The following is a 21,662-nucleotide window of genomic DNA, read 5'->3' on the forward strand; positions in this document are numbered from 1 at the left end:
GGGCCGGGCGCAGGCTCACGCACCGCCCGCCCACGGCCCGGGAGGCCCGCCTGGCGACGGAGGCGGGGTCCCGCCGGTACGCGGCGGCGCGGACCGCAGCCACAAGGGCCCGGTCGCCTGCGCCGTCGAGGCTGCCGGTGAGGATGCCGGTGTCGGCGGCGAGTTCCTCGTCCACCGCGGCACGGTCCTCGGCAGGCAGGCAGATGGTTTCCCGCACCACCAGGGTGGCCCGCCACTCATTCAACGATCCGGCCCGGAACGCGGCGAACGTGTGCGGCATCCCGGTCAGGGCCTTGGCCAGGCCCAGCAGCCGCGAACCCTTGGCCGGCGACTCCCGCCGCGCCAGCGCGACCTGTGCCGCGACCCCGGCGCCCTGCTCCTCGGCCGGGACCCCGGCCACGGCCTGCTCCCGCCGCTGGCACAGGTCAAAAGCAACAGCGGCCTCAGCCTGCTGCGCCCCGGCCAGGCACTTCAGATCCTCCAGCCCGCGGATCTGGTCGACCATCCCCGGAGCATCGGCGGCCAGCGGTACACGAGCCAACAAGGCCACGACATCAGCAACGGTGGGAGACGCAGGCAGCACCGACCCATCCGCCTGCACCAGTCCCCACACCGCTTCCATAACCAGAGTCTTCCACTCCGGTCTGACAATGACCCCGCCCTAAACCCCTATGTGGAAAACTGCGGTGATTGGTAGGAAGGCGCCAAGACTCCAAAGGCAGCCATCCGCCGTCGTAGGTTCTTTCCGCCGCCGTGCCTTAGGCAATTGCCGAGATGCCCGTGATGGCGCGGCCCACGATCAGGGTGTTGACCTCAAAGGACCCTTCGTAGGTGTAGATGGCCTCGGCGTCGGCGAAGATCTTGGCCATCCGGTAGTCGGTGATGATGCCGTTCCCGCCCAGGATGGAACGGCCCATGGCCACGGTTTCGCGCATCCGCGCGCTGATGTAGGACTTGGCCAGCGCCACCCTGGGCATGTCAGCGCCGCCCTCGTCCTGCAGCCTGGCCAGGCCGGCCATCATGGCCATGCTGGCCACCGCGTTCCCCAGCATGGTCACCAGCTGCTGCTGGATCAGCTGGAACGCCGCCAGCGGCTGGCCGAACTGGTGGCGTTCGACGGCGTACTGCCGGGCCACGTCGAACGCGGCCAGCTGCTGCCCCACGCCCTGCCAGGCCACCATGATGCGGGAGCTGCGGAGCAGTTCCTTGGTGTCTTCGAAGCTGCTGATGCCGCCGAAGCGGTCCGCCTCGGCCACCCGGACGTCCTCGAACACGATGTCCGCGTTCTGGACCGTGCGCAGCGCGATCTTGTTCTCGATCCGGCTGCGGCTGACGCCGGGCAGCGTGGCGTCCACGATGAAGCCCCGGACCGCGCCGTCCGCTTCGTCACGCGCCCACACCAGCATGTAGTCGCAGAATGTGCCGTTGCCGATCCACCGCTTGGCGCCGTTCAGCACCCAGGCGTCACCGCTGCTGTCCGCTTCCCCTGTCCGGGACGAGACCCGCCGGGCCCGGGTTTCCATGCCGCCGGCGACGTCGGACCCGTGCAGGGGTTCGGTCAGCGCGAACGCGCCGGTGATCCGCAGGTCCGAGGCATCCGCCAGCAGCCGCCGCTTCTGGTCCGGCGTGCCGAAGTGGTACAGGGACTGCACGAACAGGTCGTGGTGGACCAGGAAAAACGTGGCAATGGAAGTGTCCACCCGGGTCATTTCCGCGATGACCAGCCCGGCGAAAAGGTTGCTGTAGCCACGCTCGGCCGGCGTGCTCAGTTCCAAGGCGGCGAGTTTGGGCAGCAGATGCGCGGGGAATTCCGCCTTGTTCCACCAGTCCCCGGCGTACGGGGCGATCTCGGCGGCCAGGAACTCCCGCAGCTGCGCGAGCTTCTTCCGTTCCGTCCCGTTGAGCAGCGACTCGACGGCGAAGAAGTCCGCCGACGGCAGCTGGCTGATGTCCGCGCCCGCCGTGTTGGCGCCCGCCATGTCGCTGCCCGTCATCTGGGCCCCATCCGGATGGCGCCGTCCAGCCGGATGGTCTCGCCGTTCAGCATGGCGTTGTCCACGATGTGTGCCACCAGGCTGGCGTACTCGGCCGGTTTCCCCAGCCTGGACGGATGGGGCACCTGCGCACCGAGCGATTCCTGCGCCTCCTTGGGCAGGCCAGCCATCATCGGCGTCTCGAAGATGCCCGGGGCGATGGTCACCACCCGCACCAGCGAGCGCGCCAGCTCACGGGCGATGGGCAGCGTCATGGCCGCCACGGCCCCCTTGGATGCTGCGTACGCGGGCTGGCCGATCTGCCCCTCGAACGCCGCCACCGAGGCGGTGTTGACGATGACGCCGCGTTCCGGCCCGCCGGTTTCGGTGGCCACCGGCTCGGTGGCAACCATCGCCTCGGCCGCCAGCCGCAGCACGTTGAAGGTTCCCACCAGGTTGACCTGGATGACCCGGGTGAAGGCCTCCAGCGGCAGCACGCCGTCGCGGCCCAGGACCTTGCCCGGCGTGGCGATGCCGGCGCAGTTCACCACGATCCGCAGCGGTCCCAGCCCCGTGGCGGTGGCGACGGCGGCCCGCACCTCGGCCTCGCTGGTTACGTCGGCGGGGGCAAAGACGGCTGACTGCCCGGCGGCGGCACGTTCATTGAGGTGGTCCGCCGCTGCCTGGCCACCCGAGGAAGGGAGGTCCAGCAGCACCACTGAGGCGCCGTCGTCGAACAACCGCCGGGCCGTGGCGGCACCGAGTCCGGAGGCACCCCCCGTCACCAGTGCCACGCTGCCTTTGCTGTCCATCCATCCTCCTTGATGAGTGCCCCCGCCCGCGCCGGACAAGCGGGATCAGTTAGTGAATGTTAACTGAAATTCGCTGATCCCGCACCCATCCGCCGTGCCGCACGCTCCAGCGGCGGGCGGCGGGCGGCGGGCGGCGGCGCGTGGTTAGGGTGGAACCATGAGCCCCAGCGACTCCGCCTTCACCGACTGGCACGGCCGCGCCAACCTGGCCGCCCGGTCTGTGACCGCCCTGTTCGGCCGAAAAGTGCTGTTTCTGCCCGGAACGCATCTGGGCGCAGTTCAGTGGCGGGGACGCCGGCGGGCCGGCCTCACCGCGCCGTGGCACTACTGGTGGCAGGCGCACTACGTGGACTGCCTGGTGGACACCGGGCGGCGCGAGCTCGGCAACGGCGCAACCCCGGCGGCCCGGTTCAACGGTCCGCACCACCCGAGCGCGGGGCGTCTCGCGTCGCGGCTGGTGACCGGCATCCGGCTCCGCAACGCGCTGACGTTCGTCAACAACTATTACGACGACATGGCCTGGCTTGCCCTGGCCACCCTGCGGCTGGACCGGCTCGCCGAGGACACCCGCAGGGCCGGCCGGCGCCGCAACGCCGCGCTCCGCGCCGCGCTGACCCTGCAGTTCGACGCCGCGTGCACCGGCGACCTGGGCGGCGGCACGTTCTGGAGCAAGAAGCGGGACTTCAAGAACACCCCGGCCACGGCTCCGGTGGCATTGTTCTACGCCCGCACAGGCCAGCGGGCCAAGGCCCAGGCGCTGCTGGACTGGCTGGATGCCACCCTCTTCGACGTCGGCCAGGGCCTGTATCTCGACGGCGTCCGGCTGGATCCGGCCGGCGGAGTCCTGGTGGAGCGCGCCGTGTACACCTACAACCAGGGCCCCGTCCTGGGCGCCCTCCTCGAGCTGGGCGGAGCCGCGAACCTCGCACGGGCCGCGGCGCTGGTGGACGCGGTGGAGGCAAGGCTGACCGTTCCGGGCAGCTCCGTGCTCCGCTGCGAGGGAACGGGCGACGGCGGCCTGTTCACCGGGATTCTCTGCCGTTACCTTGCACTGGCGGCAGTGGATGGCCGGCTCCCGGGGCCCACGCGCGCCGCGGCGGCGCGGCTGGTCACCGACACGGCCGGGGGCTTCTGGTCCGGGCGGCGGGAGGTGGGTGCCGGGGAGGCCCGGACCGCGCCGGCAGGGGCAAGCGTCTTCTCCCTTGAGGCCGGCCAACCGGCGGCCGAAACGTATCCGCCGGGTGCCGCCGTCGAACTCGCCACCCAGCTCCAGGCGTGGATGACGCTGGAGGCCGCCGCCGTGGTGGCAGCCGGGGTTTCCGCGAACCCTCCGGCGTCCCCCTAGCGGATGGCGGCGAGCGGCGTCACGGCACCGCTTTTGAGCTGCACCGGACCGTCGGCCTCCAGCCGGGCCTCCCGGTGGCCGGCGGGCGGGAAGACCAGGGACGTGAGCGTCTGCCCGCCCACGAAGACCTCCACGGACGACCGGTCCACATAAACCGTGAGGCGCACCGTGTCCCCCGCAGCCCGGGCCTCCACGGAACTGATCTGGCGGTACGCGCCATCCACGCCCTGCCCGCCCGGTTGCCCCTGGGCCGGCCGGTCCCTGGCACCGGCCACCGCATCCCCTTCGCGGGCCACAGACGCCTTCCCGGCTTTGAAGTCGTAGCCGATGGTGGCGTACGTGGTACCCCCACTTTGCAGGAGGATCCTGGCCTCGCCGCTGCCGGCAGGCCGTTCCAGTTCGACGTCGGCCTTGAACGCGCCGCTGTCAGGTACCGGCAACGTCCGTCCCCCGCCCAGCACGCCGCCGGGAATCTGCGCGGGTTCCCCTTCCAGCGACTGCAGCGCCGGGGTTGGCGCCGAGACCAAAGCCGGCCTGCCGCCGTCGGACTCCAGGCGGATATCCCGCACCACCGACGCGGCCCCGTGCCAGTCCGTGGTGGGCAACTGCCGGGCGTAGGCCCAGTTGTTCATCCAGCCGATGGCGTGCCGGGACGCCTTGCGCTGCCCGTCGGCAAGCCGCGGGTCATCCCAGGTGACCGCGGCGTAGAAGTCCGCCCCGCCGTCGAGCCACTGGTAGCCGCCTTCCGGGGTGAAGTCCTTGCCGTCGAAGCTCCCGGTCCAGTACGCCAGCCCGGTGGTGCGGCCCTCCGCCGAGCCGTTGGCGCTGGCGGCGAGGACCCACGTGCGTTTGGCGGGGTCGCCGTCGACGTCCATTTGGAAGAAGTCGGGGCATTCCAGCACCCCCAGCCCCTCCTGTTCAAACCCTGAAACGTAGGACCACTGCTTCAGGTCCTTGGACGTGTAGAAGCCGATCTTGTGCCCTTCTGCCAGGAGCATCAGCCACTGGTTGTTGGCCTCGTCGCGCACGATCCGCGGGTCCCGCCAGTGCTCGGCGCCGGGGTTTTCCATCACCGGGTTCTGCCCGTAGCTTTGGAAGCTGAAGCCCTTGTCGGTGGAGTAGAACAGGGACTGGCGCTGGACGCCGTCGAGCTGCTGGGTGAGCACGGCGATCACCGCGCCCTTGCCGAACCCGGCCGTGCCGTCCGCGTCCACCATGGCGGAGCCGGTTTCGATGTCGCCCAGGCCGTTGCGGAATTTCTGGATGGCCACGCCCTCGTTCTTCCAGTGCACCAGGTCGGTGCTGGTCGCGTGGAACCATTCGGTGCCGTTCCCCTCGGGGTAGTCGGCGTTGTAGAGGTAGTAGTAATGCCACACGCCGTCCAGGAGGAACGGCCGCTGGGGATCGTTCATCCAGCGCTGGTCCGGGGTGAGGTGGTAGGCCGGCCGGTAGCCGGGATCCTGCGAGGGAGCGGCCGCGGTCGGCGCCGCGGCGGAATCCCCGGTCCCGGGCTGGCTGTTGTCCTGGCGGGTGTTTCCGGCCAGGACCAGCGCAGCGGCCACGGCCAGTGCTGCCACCGCGGCCACCACGGCCCACAAGAGCGGGCGGCGCCGAAGGGCGGCAAGGACTGTTCCGGGGAATGTGGGGAGCATGGGCCGATCCGTCGCTGAACGCACAAGTGCCGTCCCCCGGGGGTCGGGGAACGGCACCAGCGCAAGTGAACCATCAATTTTACCGGTTCAGCCGCCCGCAGCCGAATCCGGAGCGTCATCCGGGGCGGGCCCGCCCCTCGCCGCCGGGCGCTTCTTTTGCGGGTAGAACGCTTCCCCCCGGGCCAGCATCTCCACGATTCCGGCGATCCGGCGCTCCCGGGTGGCTGCCTGCTTCGCCGAATTCGTCCGGTACACCAGGGCGAACAGGTTGCTCTTGGTGAGGACGTCGAACATGTCCTGGGCCGCCGGGTTGGCGGCGATGGCGGCTGCCAGGTCCGGCGGTACTTGAACATCGGCCTGCCCGCCGTAGGCCGCGTCCCAGCGGCCGTCCGCCTTGGCTGCCTCCACTGCGGCCCGGCCCGCATCGGTCATCTTCCCGGTTTCCTCCAGCCGCGCGACATGCCCCACGTTCCGTGCCGACCAGATGCTCCGCGGCCGCCGCGGCGTCATCCGCTGGAAGGAGCTTTCCTCATCCCGGCGGCGCAGCTGCCCGTCGATCCAGCCAAAGCACAGTGCCTCGTCCAGCGCCGCCGGGTAGTCGAGGCCGGTGACCGTGCCGCCCTTCTTGTGCAGGACCAGCCACACCCCCGGGCTGGTTGCGTGGTTTGCCTCCAGCCAGGCGCGCCAGGCGGCGGCATCGGGCAGCAGCAGTTCCTCCAGGTCGTCAGCCATGGCCTAATTCTGCCCGTGAAAACCCGTGCCACAAGCCCTGGTGTGCACCGCGGCATCAAGTGGCATCATGGCCATACGGCAGCACACCACCGAGCACCAAGGACAACACCATGCTCCGAGTCCGTCCCATCCACTACACCTCCCGCACCGAGCAGTGGAAACAGCTCCTCACCGCCCTCGGCATGGTTCAGACGGAGGACGACGGCGGGCGGGAGGTGTTCGATTCCGCGTCCGGCCGCCTGGTGCTGCACCCCGAGCAGGCCGGATCCGGGCAGGACGGCCGCACCGTCCTGGCCGTGGAGGTGGGCGACGTCGCCGAGTTCGCCCGCCGCACCAACCTGTCGGCACAGGAGGACGGGACGGAACCGGCAGGCCCGGTCACCGGCGGGCAGCCCGATGCCTGCCTGATCAGCGCACCGGACGGGTTCAGCTTCATGGCAGGCAAGGCAGACCATTTCGCCCAGTGCGCCGACGCCGATCCTTCCTTGGCCGTCGTCGGCGTCTGGTACACAGCCGATCCCGAAGGCGCGGCCCGGACCCTGCTGCACGTGGGTGCGCGCCCGCGGCCGGTTCCGGACAATGACGAAACCGCCGACTTCACGGCCAAGAACGGCGGCGTCCTCCTGGTGCGCCCGGCGTCCGGCCCGTCCCGTTCGGGGCTCGGCTTCGAGTACGGGGGCACCCTGGAGCCGTTGCGGGAGCGCCTCGCCGCCGCCGGGTTCACCGCCACCGTGACGGAAGAGGCCTTTGGCAGCACCCTGCACGTGGCCAATCCGGATGCGCCCGGCCCCAACGCGCCAGCCACGGTCTGGATCTCCCAGCGGCGCCCCATGGGGTAGAACTTAAGCATGAACGTGCGCACACCTGATCCGAATCCCGGCTGGCTTTCCGAAGAAGACCTTTTTGAGGCGCGGGGCCGGCTGCCCATGGTGTACGTGGAGGCAGTGCCCGTGCGGCTGGACCCGCTGGGGTACGTGAACGAAGTGGGCACGCTGCTGCAGGCGGACGCCGACGGCACCATGGTCCGGTCCCTCGTGTCCGGCCGCGTCATCTACCGCGAAACGATCCGCGCCGCCCTGCTGCGGCACATGGAAAAGGACCTCGGCCCCCTCGCGTTCCCGCAGCTGCCGTTGAGCCCGGTGCCGTTCACGGTGGCCGAATACTTCCCCGCGCCGTCGCAGACCGGGTTCACCGATGAGCGGCAACACGCCGTATCGCTGGCCTACATCATCCCGGTCACGGGGGAATGCGAGCCCCGCCAGGACGCCCTGGAACTGACCTGGATGACCCCCGAGGAAGTCCTCAGCCCCGGCGTGCAGATGGAGTTCACCGGCGGCCGCGGCGGGCTCATCCGGCAGGCCCTGGCCTTCGCAGGCGTGGGCTTCTGACATCCCCGCCGGGACGTGGGGGTCCCCGGTTTTTGGTGCCCGCCTTTGTAGACTGTAGGGCGGACCGCAAGAGAACTTAAGGACTCCCATGACCGAAACACCAGCCGCCAGGCACCACCGTGAACAGCAGGCTGGATCTCTGACCACCGGCAGCCACATCCTCCTTCCCGACGGCGAACGCACCGCCGAAATCGACCAGGTGGAGCTTGAGCGGGATGACTTCGGCTCCCCCGCCCTGGTGCTGGCCAGCCTATCCGGCGGCGGCACGCTGCGGGTCGCCGTAGGCACCACGGTGACGGTCGTGGAGGGAACGCACGACGCCGTCACGCAGCTTCCGCTGCCGGAGAACTTTTCCGAGGCCACGCCGCCGGCGGAAACCCCGGCACCCAACAACGGCCCGCAGGAGCAGCCCGGCGCGGGGACCGGCCCGCTCGCAGTGGCGCCCGCCGTCGTCGTTCCTCCCCTGCCGCCGGTGCCTCCGGCGGTGACCGGGCCCGGCGAGGAGGAACTCGCCCTCATCCCGGCTCCTTCCGGCACCCCCGAGTCCGTGGTGGAGGCCGCCGCCGAAGCCCACCCGGACGCGATGGGCGTGCTGCTCCTGGCCGACCGGCTTTCCAAGGGCGTGAACTTCAAGTCCGGCAGCTGCCTGAAGGACCTCAGCGACCTCGCGCACGAACTGTTCATCACGCTCAAGGACGCCGAGGGCGCACTTGCGGTCGCCGACCTGATCACCGTGCTGCCCTATGACGGCAACCCGGGCCGGTGGACATCGGTGAAGGCGGCCCTGGCGCTGGCCAGCTACATCTGCCGGCAGGACGGCCAGGACGAACGGGCAGAGGTCTACGAGAAACTGATCCGGACGCCGGAAAACCAGGAGACCGACGCTTTCAAGGCCCGGATGGCGGCCAAGGTGCGGCAGCGCTCGCTCAATGAGCCGAACCTGTACGACAAGGAAATCTTCCGCTCCATCGACAACTCCAACCACGACGCCGAGCGTGAATGGCGGCTGCTGCGCCTGGAATCCCTGCTGTTCCTGCGCGCCCACGGCGGGTCGGAGACCATCGGAATGTCCGAACTGGAGCGGCGCATCAGCAACGAGCTCGAGGCCGTCCGCTCCTGATCCTTGGAGCACCTCCCGGGCAGGGGAAATTACCCCTACCCGGGGCTGGGTCCGGGGCGTACATTCGGGGCTATGACGAACAATCTCAGCGTAGTGATCAACGCCGACGCTCCGCAGGTCTGGACCATGCTGCGTGAGCCGTCCCGGGTGGCCCAGTGGCACGGCTGGCAGGCCGAGGACCTGGAGTCCGAGATCAAGGAAATCTATTTCTCCGGCGACGTCCAGGAAGCCGCGGACCACACCAGCCTCACCGTCCACGGCGGGGACACCTTCGAGCTGCATCCGGTGCCCGAGGGGACCCGGGTCAGCGTCACCCGCGGAGCCCTTGACCACGACTCGGAATGGGCCGCCTGGGACGAGGACATCACGCAGGGGTGGCTGACGTTCCTGCAGCAACTCCGCTTCGCCCTGGAACGGCACCCGCACGGCAAACGGCACACGCTCTTCCTGCACCTGACGGACGGGAAGGGCTCGGCCATCGACAAGCTGGGGCTCACGGACCTCCCGGCAGCCGGCGAGCCGTACGAGCTGAAACTGGGGACCGGCGAGCAGATCAGCGGGAAGGTCTGGTACCGGACCAGCCACCAGGTGGGGCTCACGGTGCACGACTACGCCGAGCACGGTGAGGGCCTGCTGGTGGTGGCCGACCATCCCGCCATCAAGAACGTGCGCGAGGAAGGGGACGGTTCCCTGGTCATCGCGTCCACGTACGACCTCGGGGCTGGCAAGCTCGAGGCGGTCCGGAAGTCCTGGGATTCGTGGCGGGACGAAAACTATCCCGACTCGGACCCCGTGAGCTGACGCCGGCAGCCTGTTTCCGGGCGCCGCCCCGTTTGCTGGCAGACTGGTACGGTGCCAGCCAACCCCACCCCGCCGCCCGCGGCGTCCCCTCCTGCTCCTGCCGCGGCCCAGTCCCAGTTCTCGTTTACGGTAGGCGCCCGCCTGGTGGAGTCCTGCCCGCCGTCCGCCGCGCAACGCGACGGGAACGGCGGCGAGTTCCTGGGCCGCACCGGCACCATGGCCACCCCGCACGGTGAGATCCGGACGCCGGCGTTCATCGCCGTCGGGACCAAGGCCACGGTCAAGGCCGTGCTCCCGGAATCCATGGCGGACCTGGGCGCCCAGGCACTGCTGGCCAACGCGTACCACCTGTACCTGCAGCCGGGCCCGGACATCCTGGACGAGGCCGGCGGCCTGGGCGCCTTCATGAACTGGCCTGGACCCACGTTCACGGACTCCGGCGGGTTCCAGGTGATGAGCCTGGGTTCCGGGTTCAAGAAGGTCATCGACATGAAGTCCGTTGACACCTCCGGGCCGGACGACGCCGTGGCCCCCGGCAAGGAGCGGCTGGCGCACATCGACGATGACGGCGTCTGGTTCAAGTCCCACCTGAACGGGGACCGGCACCGTTTCTCCCCCGAGATCTCCATGCAGGTCCAGCACCAAATCGGCGCGGACATCATGTTCGCGTTCGATGAGCTGACCACGCTGCAGAACTCCCGCCGGTACCAGGAGGAATCGCTCGAACGCACCCGGCTGTGGGCCGAGCGGTGCCTCGAGGAGCACTTCCGGCTGACCGATGAGCGGGCCGGGAAGCCGTACCAGGCCCTGTTCGGCGTCATCCAGGGCGCCCAGTACGAGGACCTGCGCCGGAAAGCCTGCCGCGACCTCGGCGCCATGCCGTTCGACGGCTACGGCATCGGCGGGGCGCTGGAAAAGGAAAACCTGGGCACCATCGTGCGCTGGTGCAACGAGGAGCTGCCCGAGGACAAGCCGCGCCACCTGCTCGGCATCTCCGAGCCGGACGACATCTTCACGGCCATCGAAAACGGTGCGGACACCTTCGACTGCGTCTCCCCCACCCGGGTGGCCCGCAACTCGGCCTTTTACACCCCGTACGGCCGGTTCAACCTTTCCGGCGCCAAGTACAAACGCGATTTCGGGCCGCTGCAGGAAGGCTGCGACTGCTACGCCTGCCAGAACTACTCGCGGGCCTATGTCCACCATTTGTACAAGGCGAAGGAGATGGTGTCCGCCACGCTGATCTCCATCCACAACGAGCGGTTCGTGGTGAAGATGGTGGACGACGCCCGGCTGGCCATCGAGTCCGGCACGTTCTTCGACTTCAAGGCCGAGACCCTGGGCCGGTACTACTCCTGAGCGTTGCTCCCGGTTGCCTCCGCTATCCTGACCCAATGCTCTTTGAGATCCAGGCCGCGGAAGGCCCCGCCGAAGCTTTTGTCGCCCGCCCGTCCACCGGGACCGGCCCCTTTCCGGGCGTCATCCTCTACATGGACGCGTTCGGCCTGCGCCCCCGCATCCAGGACATGGCCCAGCGCATCGCGGACTGGGGCTACGTGGTGCTGGCACCGAACGTCTTCTACCGGGAAGGGACCGTGGCCGGGCTCTCACCCGCAGCCGACATGACCACCCCGGAAGGCAGGCAGGCCGCAGGCAAGGCCGCCTTCCCGCGGGTGGGCCGCCTGAGCCCGGCCAAGGCGCTGCCGGACATCGATGCGTGGGTTTCCGCGTTGAGGGCGCTCGACGGCGTTGCACCGGGCCCCATCGGAACCACCGGCTACTGCATGGGCGCCCGCCTCGCCGTCCGCACCGCCACCTCCCACCCGGACGACGTGGCGGCGTGCGGCGGCTTCCACGGCGGCGGCCTCGCCACGGACGAGCCGGACAGCCCGCACCTGGGCCTCGGCAACGCGCGGGCCCGCTTCGTGTTCGGACACGCCGACCATGACCACAGCATGGGGCCCGACGCCGTGGCCCGGCTCGGCGAAGCGCTCAAGGACGCGGATCTTGAGGCCCTCAACGAGATCTACAAAGGGGCGCCGCACGGCTACACGATGGCGGACACCTCCGCCTTCCACCCGGAAGCCACCGAGCGGCACTTCAGGGAGCTGCAGGCGTTGCTGGACGGTGCGCTGAAGGCCTGAGCCGGCTTGCGCCGTCGAACCCGCCGGAACGGTGCCAGCTCGCCGGAACGTTCCGGCGATGGGGAAGGTTTCCGGCGATCCGGGGGCCGCAGGACGTTTTCCACATGACGACGGCGGCGCCTTCCTTAGCTGCCGCGGCGGCAGGATCCTGTCGGGATGACACCGCAGCCAGTCCGCGTCCCTGCTCTTCCCTGCACCGGCAACCTGTGGCGAACGGGGCAATTGCACGAGATGGGCCTCAACTCCAAGGCCATCAGGGCCCTGGTGCTCGATGGGAAGCTTGTCCGCCTTCGCCACGGCTGCTACATCCGCGCTGAGCTGTGGGAGAAGCAGACAGCTCCCCTTCGCAGCAGGCAACTGATTCGCGCCCATGCGCATGGGACGCTGACCACCTCAGCAGGTGGCTATGTGTACAGCCACACCTCAGCGGCGCGGCTGCACGGTTTGTCTCTGTGGGATGTCGATGACCTGGTCCACCTTCTGCTGCCGGGGAACCCTTCCAGCGAGCGGCTTGGCAAGGATGTCCGCGGCCATACCCGGGCTTGGACCGAGCGGGAGGTGGTGACTCTTGACGGCCTCCGGGTGACATCGCTTGAGCGGACGGTAGTGGATTGCGCCATGATGCTGGGCTACCGGCAGTCGCTGGTGCTGATGGACCATGCCCTCCGGCTCGGTGCGGACAAGCCGCTCATCGAAAGGATGGCTGACGGCCTGCAGGGACGCCGCGGGGTCCGGACCCTCCGGCTCGCACTCGCCCATGCAGATCCACGGTCAGAGTCGGCCGGTGAGACGCTTACCCGCGAACTCCTGATCCGGTTGAAGCTTCCCCTTCCGGAGCCGCAAGTCGCGGTAGCTACGCGTGCAGGCCAGTACCGCCTGGATTTCGCGTGGAAGGAAAAGAAGGTCGCACTCGAATTCGATGGGAAGACCAAGTACTTCGACTACAAACCAACGGGTGAGGTGCTGTTTCAGGAACGGCAGCGGGAGAAGGCCCTCACCGAGAACGGTTGGACTTTTCTTCGCGTGACATGGGCCGACCTTTTCCGCGAACACGAATTCAAAGCCCGTGTCCTCGACGCGCTCCGGCTGTAGCCATACCTCGGCGGGAGCACAGAAACGCCGGAAAGCCACCAGATCGCCGGTTCTATCCGGCGTCCTGGCATTCTTCCGGCGTCCCGGGAGCTGAGGGGCGCCGGCGCTCAGGCAGACCTGAAGACCTTCCAGGAACTCGGCGTCTTCGGCATCGCGAACCTGACGTGCATCGTCTCCTTTGACCCGAAGGACAGCTGGAACCACCGCTTCGTGCCGGTGGACCAGCAGGTGATCGCCCACCAGCTGGAGGCGACGACGGCGGCGTACGGCCCGGCGTCCGGCGCACCCTCTGCACTGGACACGGTGAAGATCGGCATGCTGGGCAGCCCGGCCACCATCAGCACGGTGGCCGGAGCCCTCAAGGAGAACGGCTTCGCCAACGTGGTGCTGGATCCGGTGCTGATCTGCAAGGGCCAGGAGCCGGGCCACGCGCTGGACACGGACCAGGCCCTGAAGGCGCAGATCCTGCCGCTGGCCACGTTCGTCACGCCGAACCACTTTGAGGCGGAGTCGCTGTCCGGCCTGGAAATCACCGACGTCGAGTCCCTGAAGGCCGCCGCCGTCCGAATCCATGAACTCAGCGGCGCGGCAGTCCTGGCCAAGGGCGGGGTGCGGCTGGAAGGCCCGGACGCCGTCGACGTCTTCTACGATGGCGGAACCCTCGAAGTCCTGAGCGCCCCGAAGGTGGGCGAGGTGGCCGTGTCCGGTGCCGGCTGCTCCCTCGCAGCGGCCGTGACGGCGGAACTCGCCAAGGGCGCCACCCCGCTGGAGGCGGCCCGGACCGCCAAGGACTTCGTCACCGCCGGCATCCGCAACCGGGTCGCCTCCGGCGCCCCGTTCGATGCCCTGTGGCAGGGCGGCCAGCGCTAGCCGAGCCCAAACGCCCCATCACTTTTGGGGCCGGGTTGGGAGGGGCTAGCGCCGGGGGATGTTCCGCAGGTTGCTGCGGGCCATGCTCACGGCCTCGCCCGCGCCCCGGTTCAGGACCACCTTGGACATGGCGGTGGCGAATCCGAGTACCTGGGAGCCGGAGACCTTCGGCGGGATGGACAGGGCCTTGGGGTCGGTGATCAGTTCCACCAGTGACGGGCCCGGATGGGCGAACGCTTCCCGGTACGCCGCCTCGATCTGCGCGGGATCGTTGACCCGGACCGTATGGATGCCCAGGGCCTGGGCCACGGCGGCGTAGTTGGCGTCCGGCACGTCCACGCCAAAGTCGGGCAGGCCGTCCACCAGCATTTCCAGCTTGACCATGCCCAGGGTGGAGTTGTTGAACACCACCACGTTGACCGGCAGTTTGTACGCCGCCAGCGTGATGAGCTCGCCCAGCAGCATGGAGAGGCCGCCGTCGCCGGACACGGACACCACCTGCCGCCCGGGGTTCGCCAGCTGGGCGCCGATGGCGTGCGGGAGGGCGTTGGCCATGGAGCCGTGCAGGAAGGACCCGATCAGCCGGCGGGTGCCCAGCGGATTGATGTAGCGTGCGGTCCAGACATTGCACATGCCCGTGTCCGCGGTGAAGATGGCGTCCTCCGCGGCCACCTGGTCCAGCAGCGAGGCCGCATATTCGGGGTGAATGGGCTGCTTCGTCTCCACCTTGCGCGTGTAGGCGCCCACGGACTTGTTCATCAGGCGGTCATGCTTCTTCAGCATCTGGTCCAGGAAGCGGCGGCTCTTCTTCGCCTTCACCAGTGGCAGGAGTGCGCGCAGGGTGGGGAGTATGTCGCCGTGGACGGCGATGTCGACGTCGGTGCGCCGCCCCAGCCGGGGCGCGGCCCGGTCCACCTGCGCGGTGCGGGTGTCCGGCAGGAACTGGTCGTACGGGAAGTCGGTGCCCAGCAGGACCAGCAGGTCCGCGTCCTCGATCCCCTCCGCCGCGGCGCCATAGCCCAGCAGTCCGGTCATGCCGATATCGAACGGGTTATCGTACTGGACGAAGTCCTTGCCGCGGAGCGAGTGCCCCACCGGCGCCTTGGCCAGCTCGGCGAGCGCCATCAGTTCGCGGTGGGCACCCTCCACGCCGGCGCCGGCGAAGATTGCCACCTTGCCGGCGCTGTTGATGGCGTCCGCCAGCGCCCGGACGCTGGCGTGATCGGGAACCAGTGCCGCGGGCCGGAACGTGGCGGGCAGCGGGGTGGGCGCGGTGGCCTCCAGCCCCGCGATGTCACCCGGCAGGGTCACGACGGCGACTCCCCCGAGTCCCAGTGCATGCTGGATGGCGCTGTGCATGACGCGCGGCGCCTGTTCAGCGGTGCTGAACAGTTCCGAATACACCGAGCACTCGTTGAACAGCCGGTCCGGATGGGTTTCCTGGAAGAAGCTGCTGCCGATCTGCTTGCTCGGGATGTGCGAGGCAATGGCCAGCACGGGCGCGCCGGACCGGTTGGCGTCGTACAGCCCGTTAATCAGGTGCAGGTTGCCGGGGCCGCAGGAGCCGGCGCAGACCGCCAGCTTTCCGGTGAGCTGGGCTTCCGCGGCCGCGGCAAAGGCTGCGGCCTCCTCATGGCGCACGTGGATCCAGTCGATGCCGCCCTTGGCCGAGCCGCCCGTCTGCCGGACGGCGTCCACGATCGGGTTGAGGCTGTCACCCACGATCCCGTAGATCCGCTGCACGCCGGCTGCCTGCAGTTGTTCGATGAGCTGGGTGGCAAGTTCCTTGGCCATGGTTCAGGCTCCCGCGGTTGAGGTGGTGGACTGACATGGCCCAATATAGCCCCGCTGCCTGGACCGGCACCCGCGGCAGGAGTGGTACGACGGCGGCGGGCAGCTACGCGCGCGCTTCCTCACGCGCCGTCTCCACGTCGGCCAGCAGGGCCTCGGCCAGCAGGGTGGCAGTGCGGACAATGAACGCACGACGGCGGGTGGTGCGGTCGGGGCTGGTGCCGGCCAGGAGGGTGTCGATCTGGGGCAGGACGGGCCATCCGTCGCAAAGCGTGACAACCGTGATCAGCAGGTCCGCGGCGTCCGTGCGGTCGATTCCGGGCAGGACGTCCAGCACCTGCCCCACCTTGATGGCGCAGTGGTCCGTTCGCGTGGCACGGCTGGCGGTTTCGCGGCCGCGTTCCAGGCCTTCCCAGAACAGCAGCCTGGGCAGGACGCCGTCGCTGGTGTGGCGGTCGAAGAGGCGCCCGGCGTACTCGCCGAACGCTGCCGGACCGTTCCCCTGGATGGGCACCTCGGTCATGACGCGGACCATCTCGGCGGCAAGGACGGCGTCGAACAGCTCGTCCTTCTTGCCGAAGTACTGGTAGATCCGTTCCTTGTTGACCCCGGCGGCAGCGGCAATCCTGTCCACGCGGGCGCCCGCCAGCCCCCTGGCACTGAACTCCTCGGTGGCAGCGGCCAGCAGAAGCTCTTTGGTCCGCCCCGTATTCCATGCCATGACACAAGTCTACGCAATTCCAACCAGGTAGTTGCAATTGCAATCGCGGCCCTTTAGTGTCTGTGCAAGCAAATAGCAACTAATCAGTTGGAGTTTTCCGTGGACGCTGCGACCCAGCCAACAGCCCCCGCCACCGCCGAACCGGCCGACCTTGCCGCCCTGCAGCCCGCGGAACCCGCGGCGGTGCCCGCCCCGCCGTCCATCCATGTCCGGGCAGTGATCACCTGGCTGGCGATCTTCCCCCTGGTGGCCGTGGGAATGATGGCCGCCGCTCCGCTGATGGAAAGCTGGCACCCCATCTTCCGTGCCATGGCCCTGACCATGGTGGTGGTGCCCACGGCGGTCTATGTGGTGCTCCCCCGGCTCTTTGCCGCGCACGGCTTCCTGGTGGGCCGGCGGAGCACCCGCCGCTGACGGTTACCGTCCGGCACCCAACCGTTCTCCGCCGTCGGCAGCGCCCTGGACCTCCCAGGCGTGGCCCTGCTCGTCGTCCAGGTGAGTGGCCTTCTTGTTCTTCAGCGCGAAGATGTAGACCAGCAGCGAGATGCCGATCGCGATGGTGACATAGGTGAAGAACAGCTCCTCCTGGCCGGCCTTCTGGAAGGCCGCGCCGATCAGCGGGACGGTGCCGCCGAAGAGGGAGTTGGCGATCGCGTAGCCCAGGCCCACGCCCAGGGCGCGGATGGAGGCCGGGAAAAGCTCGGCCTTCACCAGGGCGTTGATCGAGGTGTAGCCGCCGACGATCAGCAGGCCGCCCATCATGAGCAGGAAGGCGGTGAACGGGTCCTTGGTCCCGGCAAGCGTGGACAGCAGCGGCCAGGTGAAGAGGACGCCGGTGATGCCGAACCAGAGCAGCAGGGGCTTGCGGCCCACCTTGTCCGAGATGATGCCGTAGACGGGCTGCAGGAGCATGAAGATGAACAGCGCCCAGAAGTTGATCACTGAGGTGTCGGTCTTGGCGATACCGGACGTATCGTTCATGAACTTCAGGATGAAGTTGGTGTAGGTGTAGAACGCCACGGTACCGCCCAGGGTGATGCCGATGCAGACCAGCAGCGGCTTCCAGTAGCCCGTAAACAGGAGCTTCATGGTGCCGGGCTGGGCCTGGCCGGACTTGGCCGGTGTCTTTGCGGCGTTGAGCTGGTCATCCGAGACGGTCTCCTCCATGGAGCGCCGCAGCCACAGCACCACGAGGGCGGCTACGCCGCCGATGGCAAACGGGATGCGCCAGCCCCACTCGCTGAGGTCGCCCTTGGGCATGATGTTCTGCAGGATCACCAGGACCAGCAGGGCGAGCATCTGGCCGCCCACCAGGGTGACGTACTGGAAGCTGGAGAAGAAGCCGCGGCGCTTGGAGGTGGCCGCCTCTGACATGTACGTGGCGCTGGTGCCGTACTCGCCGCCGACGGAGAAGCCCTGGATCACGCGGACGACCACCAGCAGGATCATGGCCCACAACCCGATGACGTCCTGGGTGGGCAGCACGGCGATGGCGAAGGAACCGGCGGACATCAGGGTCACGCTCAGCGTCAGCGCGGCCTTGCGGCCCTTGCGGTCCGCGTACCGGCCGAAGAACCAGGCACCGATGGGGCGCATGAGGAACGACGTCGAGAAGACGGCCATCGCTTCAAGGCCGGCTTGGAGGTCGTCCTTGGAGTTGAAGAAGTGCGCCTGGAAGTAGGCGGCGAAGACGGTGTAGACGTAGAGGTCGTACCACTCCACGAGGTTGCCGGCCGATCCCTTCAGGATGTTGCCCACCGCCCGCCGGGTCTGGGCTGCCTCGGTGGCAGGGATGGCTTGTTCGGTGCTCATCGGTGAGTTCCTCCTTGTAGTGGATGCGGCCTCCAGCGCCGGAGTGGCCTTATCCAAGCTATGGGTGATGCACGGCACAGCCAACGCGGAAGGGCATTTCCTAACACTTCCTTAGGTTTTGCCGCACTGGTGCCCTTCCTGCCTGCCTGCCTGCCGGCCGCCGTCGGGCATATTCTGCCGCCACGCGGTAATCTCACGGGGCGGGGATGAACCGGGTACACGAACCAACGCAGCAAGGAAGATGGCCATGGACGTGCTGATCGTCGAGGACGACGACGCCATGGCCGGCGCGCTGGCGGCCGGTGTCGCCAGCGCGGGGCATACGGCGTCCCGTGTGTCCCGCGGCGCAGACGCACTCCTCTCGCACCGCAACTTCCAGGTGATCCTGCTGGACCTTGGGCTTCCCGACATGGACGGACTGGACGTGCTGCGCAAGCTCCGCCAGGTCACGGATGTTCCCATCCTGGTTTTGACGGCGCGCGACGACGAACGCAGCGTGGTGCTCGGGCTGCGGTCCGGTGCGGACGACTACCTGGTCAAACCCGTCAAACTCGTGGAGCTGCTGGCCAGGATCGAGGCGGTGACGCGGCGGGCGGGGCGAAGCACCGCGGTGCCGCAGCACATCATCGTCCTGGACGACCTTGAGATCGACCTGGACCGGCGCACGGCGGCCAAGGCGTCCGCGCCGCTCCCGCTGACCGCCACCGAGTTCGAATTGCTGGCCCTGCTGGCGCGCCATGCCGGCTCGGTGGTCACGCGGGAACAGATCCTGGACGCCCTCTGGGGCGATGCCTTCCTGGCCTCCTCGCGCTCCCTGGATGTGCACCTGACCGGGCTGCGGGCCAAACTCCAGAAGCCCGGCTTCATCATCAACGTCCGCGGTGTCGGGTACCGGGTGGAGGCGGCGGCCCCATGAGGCTGCGGGTCCTGGGCGTCCTCAGCGTGCTGTGCCTGGTGGTGGTCTTCCTGATTTCGGGCACCATCCTGACCTCCGCGTCCCGCGAGCTGACCCAGGAGCTGCAAATCAACCGGGCGGCGTCGCTGAACCGGCTGGCACAGGTGGCGTTTGACGCATCCGGCGACGGCGACACCGCCCGGTTGCAGCGGGAAATGGACACGTATTCCGGGCTGTACGGCGAAGGCATCGTGGTGCGCTTCCAGCAGGCAACACTGGTGTCGGGCGGCCTGGATGCCGGACGCGCCGACGTGCAGGATGCCCTGTCCCTGGCCCGGCTGAACGTCAGCAACACCGCTTTGTCGCCCCTGGAGCTTTTCGGGACCGGCACCCGGGTCATCTTCCGGCCCTTCGGTAATGCCAGCCAGGTCCTGGGTGCCGTGGTCCTGGAAGTCGACGCGGCAACGGCGCAGCGGAAGCTGCAGGAACGGTGGCTCGGGGTGGGGGTCGCGGCTCTCGCCCTTGCCGCCATCCTGCTGCTTGGCGCGGCCCGGGTGACTGGTTGGGTCCTGCGGCCGGTCATGCGCCTGAACTCCGCGGTGAACGAGCTGGGCAGGACGGGCCGCGCCGGGCTCCTGCCGGAGGCCGGGCCACCGGAACTGCGGGAACTGAGCCGGTCCTTCACGGCGATGGCCCGGACCGTGAGTGCCAGCATGGAGTCCCAGCGCCAGCTGATCGCGGACACGTCGCACCAGCTGCGCAACCCGATCGGGGCGCTGCGGCTGCGGCTGGACCTGCTCCAGCTCGAATTGAAGAACGCCCGCGAACACGACGCCGCCGAGCGGGCCATGGCGGAACTGGAACGGGTGGAGGAGATCCTGGACGGCGTGCTGAAGCTCGCCGCTGCCGAGCACCGGGCGTCCGAAGGTTCCCTCCGGGCGGTGGGCAGCGACCCCGACGGACCCGGCCTTGAGCCGCTGGACCCCTACGCCGTCCTCCAGGGCGAAGTGGAGCGGGCGGCGCCGCTGGCCCGGCAGTCCGGGTGCCGGCTGGTCCTGGCACCGGCGCCCCGGCCGTCAGTGCTGGTGGCCTGCAAGCCGGCGGAACTGGCCCAGATGGTCGGCGAACTGCTGGGCAATGCCTTCAAGTACGCCCCGGGTGCCACCGTGACCGCGGAGGTCCGGTCCATCCCCGGCCGGGTAATTGTTGGAGTTTCCGACGACGGCCCGGGGCTGTCCGACGCCGAGCGTGCCGCGGCTGCCACCAGGTTCTGGCGCTCGCCCCGGCATGCGTCGGTTCCCGGAACCGGGCTGGGGATGACGATCGTGGGTGAGCTTGCGGCGGCCAACGGCGGCCGGCTGGTCCTGGATGCGGCGGTACCGCACGGCCTGGCAGCCAGGATCGAATTCCCCATGCACACAGCACAGCCCCCGCCAGGTCCCCACAGCGGTGAGAAGAATGCGTGACGTTCACGCGCCAGCACCGGCGCCTTCGCGCCGCTCAGTGCTCAAGTCAGCCCTCGCCGTCGGATTTGCTGCCTGGCTGCCGCCCGTGCTCAGTTCCTGCACTGCCGGGGACCGGCCGGACCTGCTGACGGTGGCCGGCGGCGAACCGGGCGGTTTCTACCTGGAATTCTCCACTCTGCTGGCCGCGGCGCTGGAGCGCCACGGGGTGGCGCGCCAGGCCAGGGCGGTGCCCACCGGCGGCAGCCTGGACAACCTCGCGGAACTGCGGGCCGGGAGGGCCGCGTTCGCCGTGGCCCTGGCCGACGCTGCCAGCCAGCAGGGTTTGGCTGACGGGGCGGAGATTGCCGCGGTCGGAAAAGTCTACGAAAACTATGTCCATTGCGTGGTCCGCAGGGACAGCGGGGTGCGGGACATCTCCGGCCTCGCGGGGCGCAGGGTCGCCGTGGGCCAGCCCGGCTCGGGGACCTCCATCACCACCCCGAGACTCCTCGAGGCGGCCGGGCTGGGCACCTCCGCCGATGCGGGCGCGCCTCCGGCCGGCACTGCCGCCGTCGAAAACCTTGGCCTGAACGACGGTATCGCCGCGCTGAAGGCCGGGACCGTGGACGCCCTGTTCTGGTCCGGCGGGGTTCCCACGTCAGCGATCGCCGCCGCCGCGCAGGAGGTGGCGCTGGGGCTGCTGGACCTGTCGCCGCTGCTGCCGGAGCTGCGGCGGCGGTACGGCGGGGTCTACGACCGCGTCCTGATTCCCGAGGGCAGCTACCCCGGCGTGCCTGCGGTCTGGACGATCGGGGCCCCCAACCTGCTCCTGTGCCGCCGGGACCTGGACAACGCCACGGTGGAGCGGACGGTGCAGCTGCTGGTGCACAACGCCGGCGAGCTGATTCCGCAGTCCACCCTTGGCGTGCAGTTCCTCAGCGCGGAAACCCTGATCAACACCGCCGGCGTTCCCCTGCACCCCGCCGCGGCGGCTGCATACCGTACGCTCCACGGCTGACCCAACGCCCGCTCACCTTTGGCGGCACAAACCCAGACGCCCGCTCACCTT

The 21,662-nt window shown here is 69.0% G+C and carries 20 protein-coding genes and 1 pseudogene; 13 read left to right on the forward strand and 8 right to left on the reverse strand.

Going from position 1 to position 21,662, the window contains the following annotated elements; all coding sequences use genetic code 11:
- The 3 genes and pseudogenes from ACYSM9_RS16405 to ACYSM9_RS16415 all read right to left on the reverse strand — a co-directional run.
- Positions 1 to 622: pseudogene (locus ACYSM9_RS16405) on the reverse strand (HNH endonuclease); the annotation flags it as partial.
- 136 nt (positions 623 to 758) lie between these two features.
- The gene (locus tag ACYSM9_RS16410; RefSeq protein ID WP_461858024.1) at positions 759 to 1,994 is read right to left on the reverse strand and encodes an acyl-CoA dehydrogenase family protein; all 1,236 of its coding nucleotides are present in this window, start codon (positions 1,992 to 1,994) and stop codon (positions 759 to 761) included.
- The gene (locus tag ACYSM9_RS16415) at positions 1,991 to 2,785 is read right to left on the reverse strand and encodes a 3-hydroxyacyl-CoA dehydrogenase (protein ID WP_461858025.1); all 795 of its coding nucleotides are present in this window, start codon (positions 2,783 to 2,785) and stop codon (positions 1,991 to 1,993) included. The genes ACYSM9_RS16410 and ACYSM9_RS16415 overlap by 4 nt, the downstream gene beginning before the upstream one ends.
- Positions 2,786 to 2,942: 157 nt before the next feature.
- Here ACYSM9_RS16415 and ACYSM9_RS16420 point away from each other — a divergent pair, with 157 nt between their 5' ends.
- A complete protein-coding gene (locus ACYSM9_RS16420; RefSeq protein WP_461858026.1) occupies positions 2,943 to 4,130 on the forward strand; it encodes a glycoside hydrolase family 76 protein in 1,188 nt (395 codons plus the stop codon).
- Here ACYSM9_RS16420 and ACYSM9_RS16425 read toward each other — a convergent pair.
- Together ACYSM9_RS16425 and ACYSM9_RS16430 are read right to left on the reverse strand one after the other, a co-directional pair.
- A complete protein-coding gene (locus tag ACYSM9_RS16425; protein WP_461858027.1) occupies positions 4,127 to 5,782 on the reverse strand; it encodes a glycoside hydrolase family 32 protein in 1,656 nt (551 codons plus the stop codon). The two genes, ACYSM9_RS16420 and ACYSM9_RS16425, sit on opposite strands and share 4 nt — an antisense overlap.
- An 87-nt stretch (positions 5,783 to 5,869) precedes the next feature.
- Positions 5,870 to 6,514 (reverse strand): YdeI/OmpD-associated family protein, encoded by a 645-nt coding sequence (locus ACYSM9_RS16430; protein ID WP_461858028.1) that lies wholly within the window; start codon positions 6,512 to 6,514, stop codon positions 5,870 to 5,872.
- Positions 6,515 to 6,624: 110 nt separating this feature from the next.
- Here ACYSM9_RS16430 and ACYSM9_RS16435 point away from each other — a divergent pair, with 110 nt between their 5' ends.
- The 8 genes from ACYSM9_RS16435 (at position 6,625) to ACYSM9_RS16470 (ending at position 13,929) form a co-directional block, all read left to right on the forward strand.
- Complete coding sequence (locus ACYSM9_RS16435) at positions 6,625 to 7,353, forward strand: VOC family protein (protein ID WP_461858029.1); 729 nt, start codon at positions 6,625 to 6,627, stop codon at positions 7,351 to 7,353.
- A gap of 9 nt (positions 7,354 to 7,362) precedes the next feature.
- Positions 7,363 to 7,902, forward strand: coding sequence for an NUDIX hydrolase family protein (locus ACYSM9_RS16440; RefSeq protein ID WP_454483618.1), 540 nt, complete (start codon positions 7,363 to 7,365; stop codon positions 7,900 to 7,902).
- Between the two features lie 88 nt (positions 7,903 to 7,990).
- Positions 7,991 to 9,022 (forward strand): DUF6707 family protein, encoded by a 1,032-nt coding sequence (locus tag ACYSM9_RS16445; RefSeq protein WP_461858030.1) that lies wholly within the window; start codon positions 7,991 to 7,993, stop codon positions 9,020 to 9,022.
- 72 nt (positions 9,023 to 9,094) lie between these two features.
- Positions 9,095 to 9,823, forward strand: a complete 729-nt coding sequence (locus tag ACYSM9_RS16450; RefSeq protein WP_461858031.1) for an SRPBCC family protein — start codon at positions 9,095 to 9,097, stop codon at positions 9,821 to 9,823.
- 51 nt (positions 9,824 to 9,874) lie between these two features.
- Positions 9,875 to 11,182, forward strand: coding sequence for a tRNA guanosine(34) transglycosylase Tgt (tgt, locus tag ACYSM9_RS16455; RefSeq protein ID WP_461858032.1), 1,308 nt, complete (start codon positions 9,875 to 9,877; stop codon positions 11,180 to 11,182).
- 35 nt (positions 11,183 to 11,217) lie between these two features.
- Positions 11,218 to 11,967, forward strand: coding sequence for a dienelactone hydrolase family protein (locus ACYSM9_RS16460; protein ID WP_461858033.1), 750 nt, complete (start codon positions 11,218 to 11,220; stop codon positions 11,965 to 11,967).
- 156 nt (positions 11,968 to 12,123) lie between these two features.
- Positions 12,124 to 13,059, forward strand: a complete 936-nt coding sequence (locus tag ACYSM9_RS16465; RefSeq protein ID WP_461858034.1) for a type IV toxin-antitoxin system AbiEi family antitoxin domain-containing protein — start codon at positions 12,124 to 12,126, stop codon at positions 13,057 to 13,059.
- 42 nt (positions 13,060 to 13,101) lie between these two features.
- A complete protein-coding gene (locus tag ACYSM9_RS16470) occupies positions 13,102 to 13,929 on the forward strand; it encodes a hydroxymethylpyrimidine/phosphomethylpyrimidine kinase (RefSeq protein WP_461858070.1) in 828 nt (275 codons plus the stop codon).
- Between the two features lie 45 nt (positions 13,930 to 13,974).
- Here the strand turns inward: ACYSM9_RS16470 and ACYSM9_RS16475 are convergent, their stop codons facing one another.
- Together ACYSM9_RS16475 and ACYSM9_RS16480 are read right to left on the reverse strand one after the other, a co-directional pair.
- On the reverse strand, positions 13,975 to 15,723 hold the full coding sequence (locus ACYSM9_RS16475) for a pyruvate dehydrogenase (RefSeq protein ID WP_461858035.1): 1,749 nt from the start codon (positions 15,721 to 15,723) through the stop codon (positions 13,975 to 13,977).
- A gap of 103 nt (positions 15,724 to 15,826) precedes the next feature.
- Positions 15,827 to 16,441, reverse strand: a complete 615-nt coding sequence (locus ACYSM9_RS16480; protein ID WP_461858036.1) for a TetR/AcrR family transcriptional regulator — start codon at positions 16,439 to 16,441, stop codon at positions 15,827 to 15,829.
- A 99-nt stretch (positions 16,442 to 16,540) separates the two neighbouring features.
- Between ACYSM9_RS16480 and ACYSM9_RS16485 the strand changes: the two genes are divergently transcribed.
- Positions 16,541 to 16,855: a hypothetical protein gene (locus tag ACYSM9_RS16485; protein WP_461858037.1), complete on the forward strand. Its 315-nt coding sequence runs from the start codon at positions 16,541 to 16,543 to the stop codon at positions 16,853 to 16,855.
- A 3-nt stretch (positions 16,856 to 16,858) separates the two neighbouring features.
- On the opposite strand, the gene ACYSM9_RS16490 is transcribed toward ACYSM9_RS16485, so the two are convergent.
- Complete coding sequence (locus tag ACYSM9_RS16490; RefSeq protein ID WP_461858038.1) at positions 16,859 to 18,253, reverse strand: MFS transporter; 1,395 nt, start codon at positions 18,251 to 18,253, stop codon at positions 16,859 to 16,861.
- A 247-nt stretch (positions 18,254 to 18,500) separates the two neighbouring features.
- Here ACYSM9_RS16490 and ACYSM9_RS16495 point away from each other — a divergent pair, with 247 nt between their 5' ends.
- The 3 genes from ACYSM9_RS16495 to ACYSM9_RS16505 are packed head-to-tail and all read left to right on the forward strand — an operon-like array spanning position 18,501 to position 21,611.
- Positions 18,501 to 19,169, forward strand: coding sequence for a response regulator transcription factor (locus tag ACYSM9_RS16495; protein ID WP_461858039.1), 669 nt, complete (start codon positions 18,501 to 18,503; stop codon positions 19,167 to 19,169).
- On the forward strand, positions 19,166 to 20,614 hold the full coding sequence (locus ACYSM9_RS16500) for a sensor histidine kinase (RefSeq protein WP_461858040.1): 1,449 nt from the start codon (positions 19,166 to 19,168) through the stop codon (positions 20,612 to 20,614). Before ACYSM9_RS16495 ends, ACYSM9_RS16500 begins: the two co-directional genes overlap by 4 nt.
- On the forward strand, positions 20,607 to 21,611 hold the full coding sequence (locus ACYSM9_RS16505; RefSeq protein ID WP_461858041.1) for a TAXI family TRAP transporter solute-binding subunit: 1,005 nt from the start codon (positions 20,607 to 20,609) through the stop codon (positions 21,609 to 21,611). Before ACYSM9_RS16500 ends, ACYSM9_RS16505 begins: the two co-directional genes overlap by 8 nt.
- Positions 21,612 to 21,662 lie beyond the last annotated feature (51 nt).

The sequence above is a fragment of the Arthrobacter sp. C152 genome (assembly GCF_054890965.1).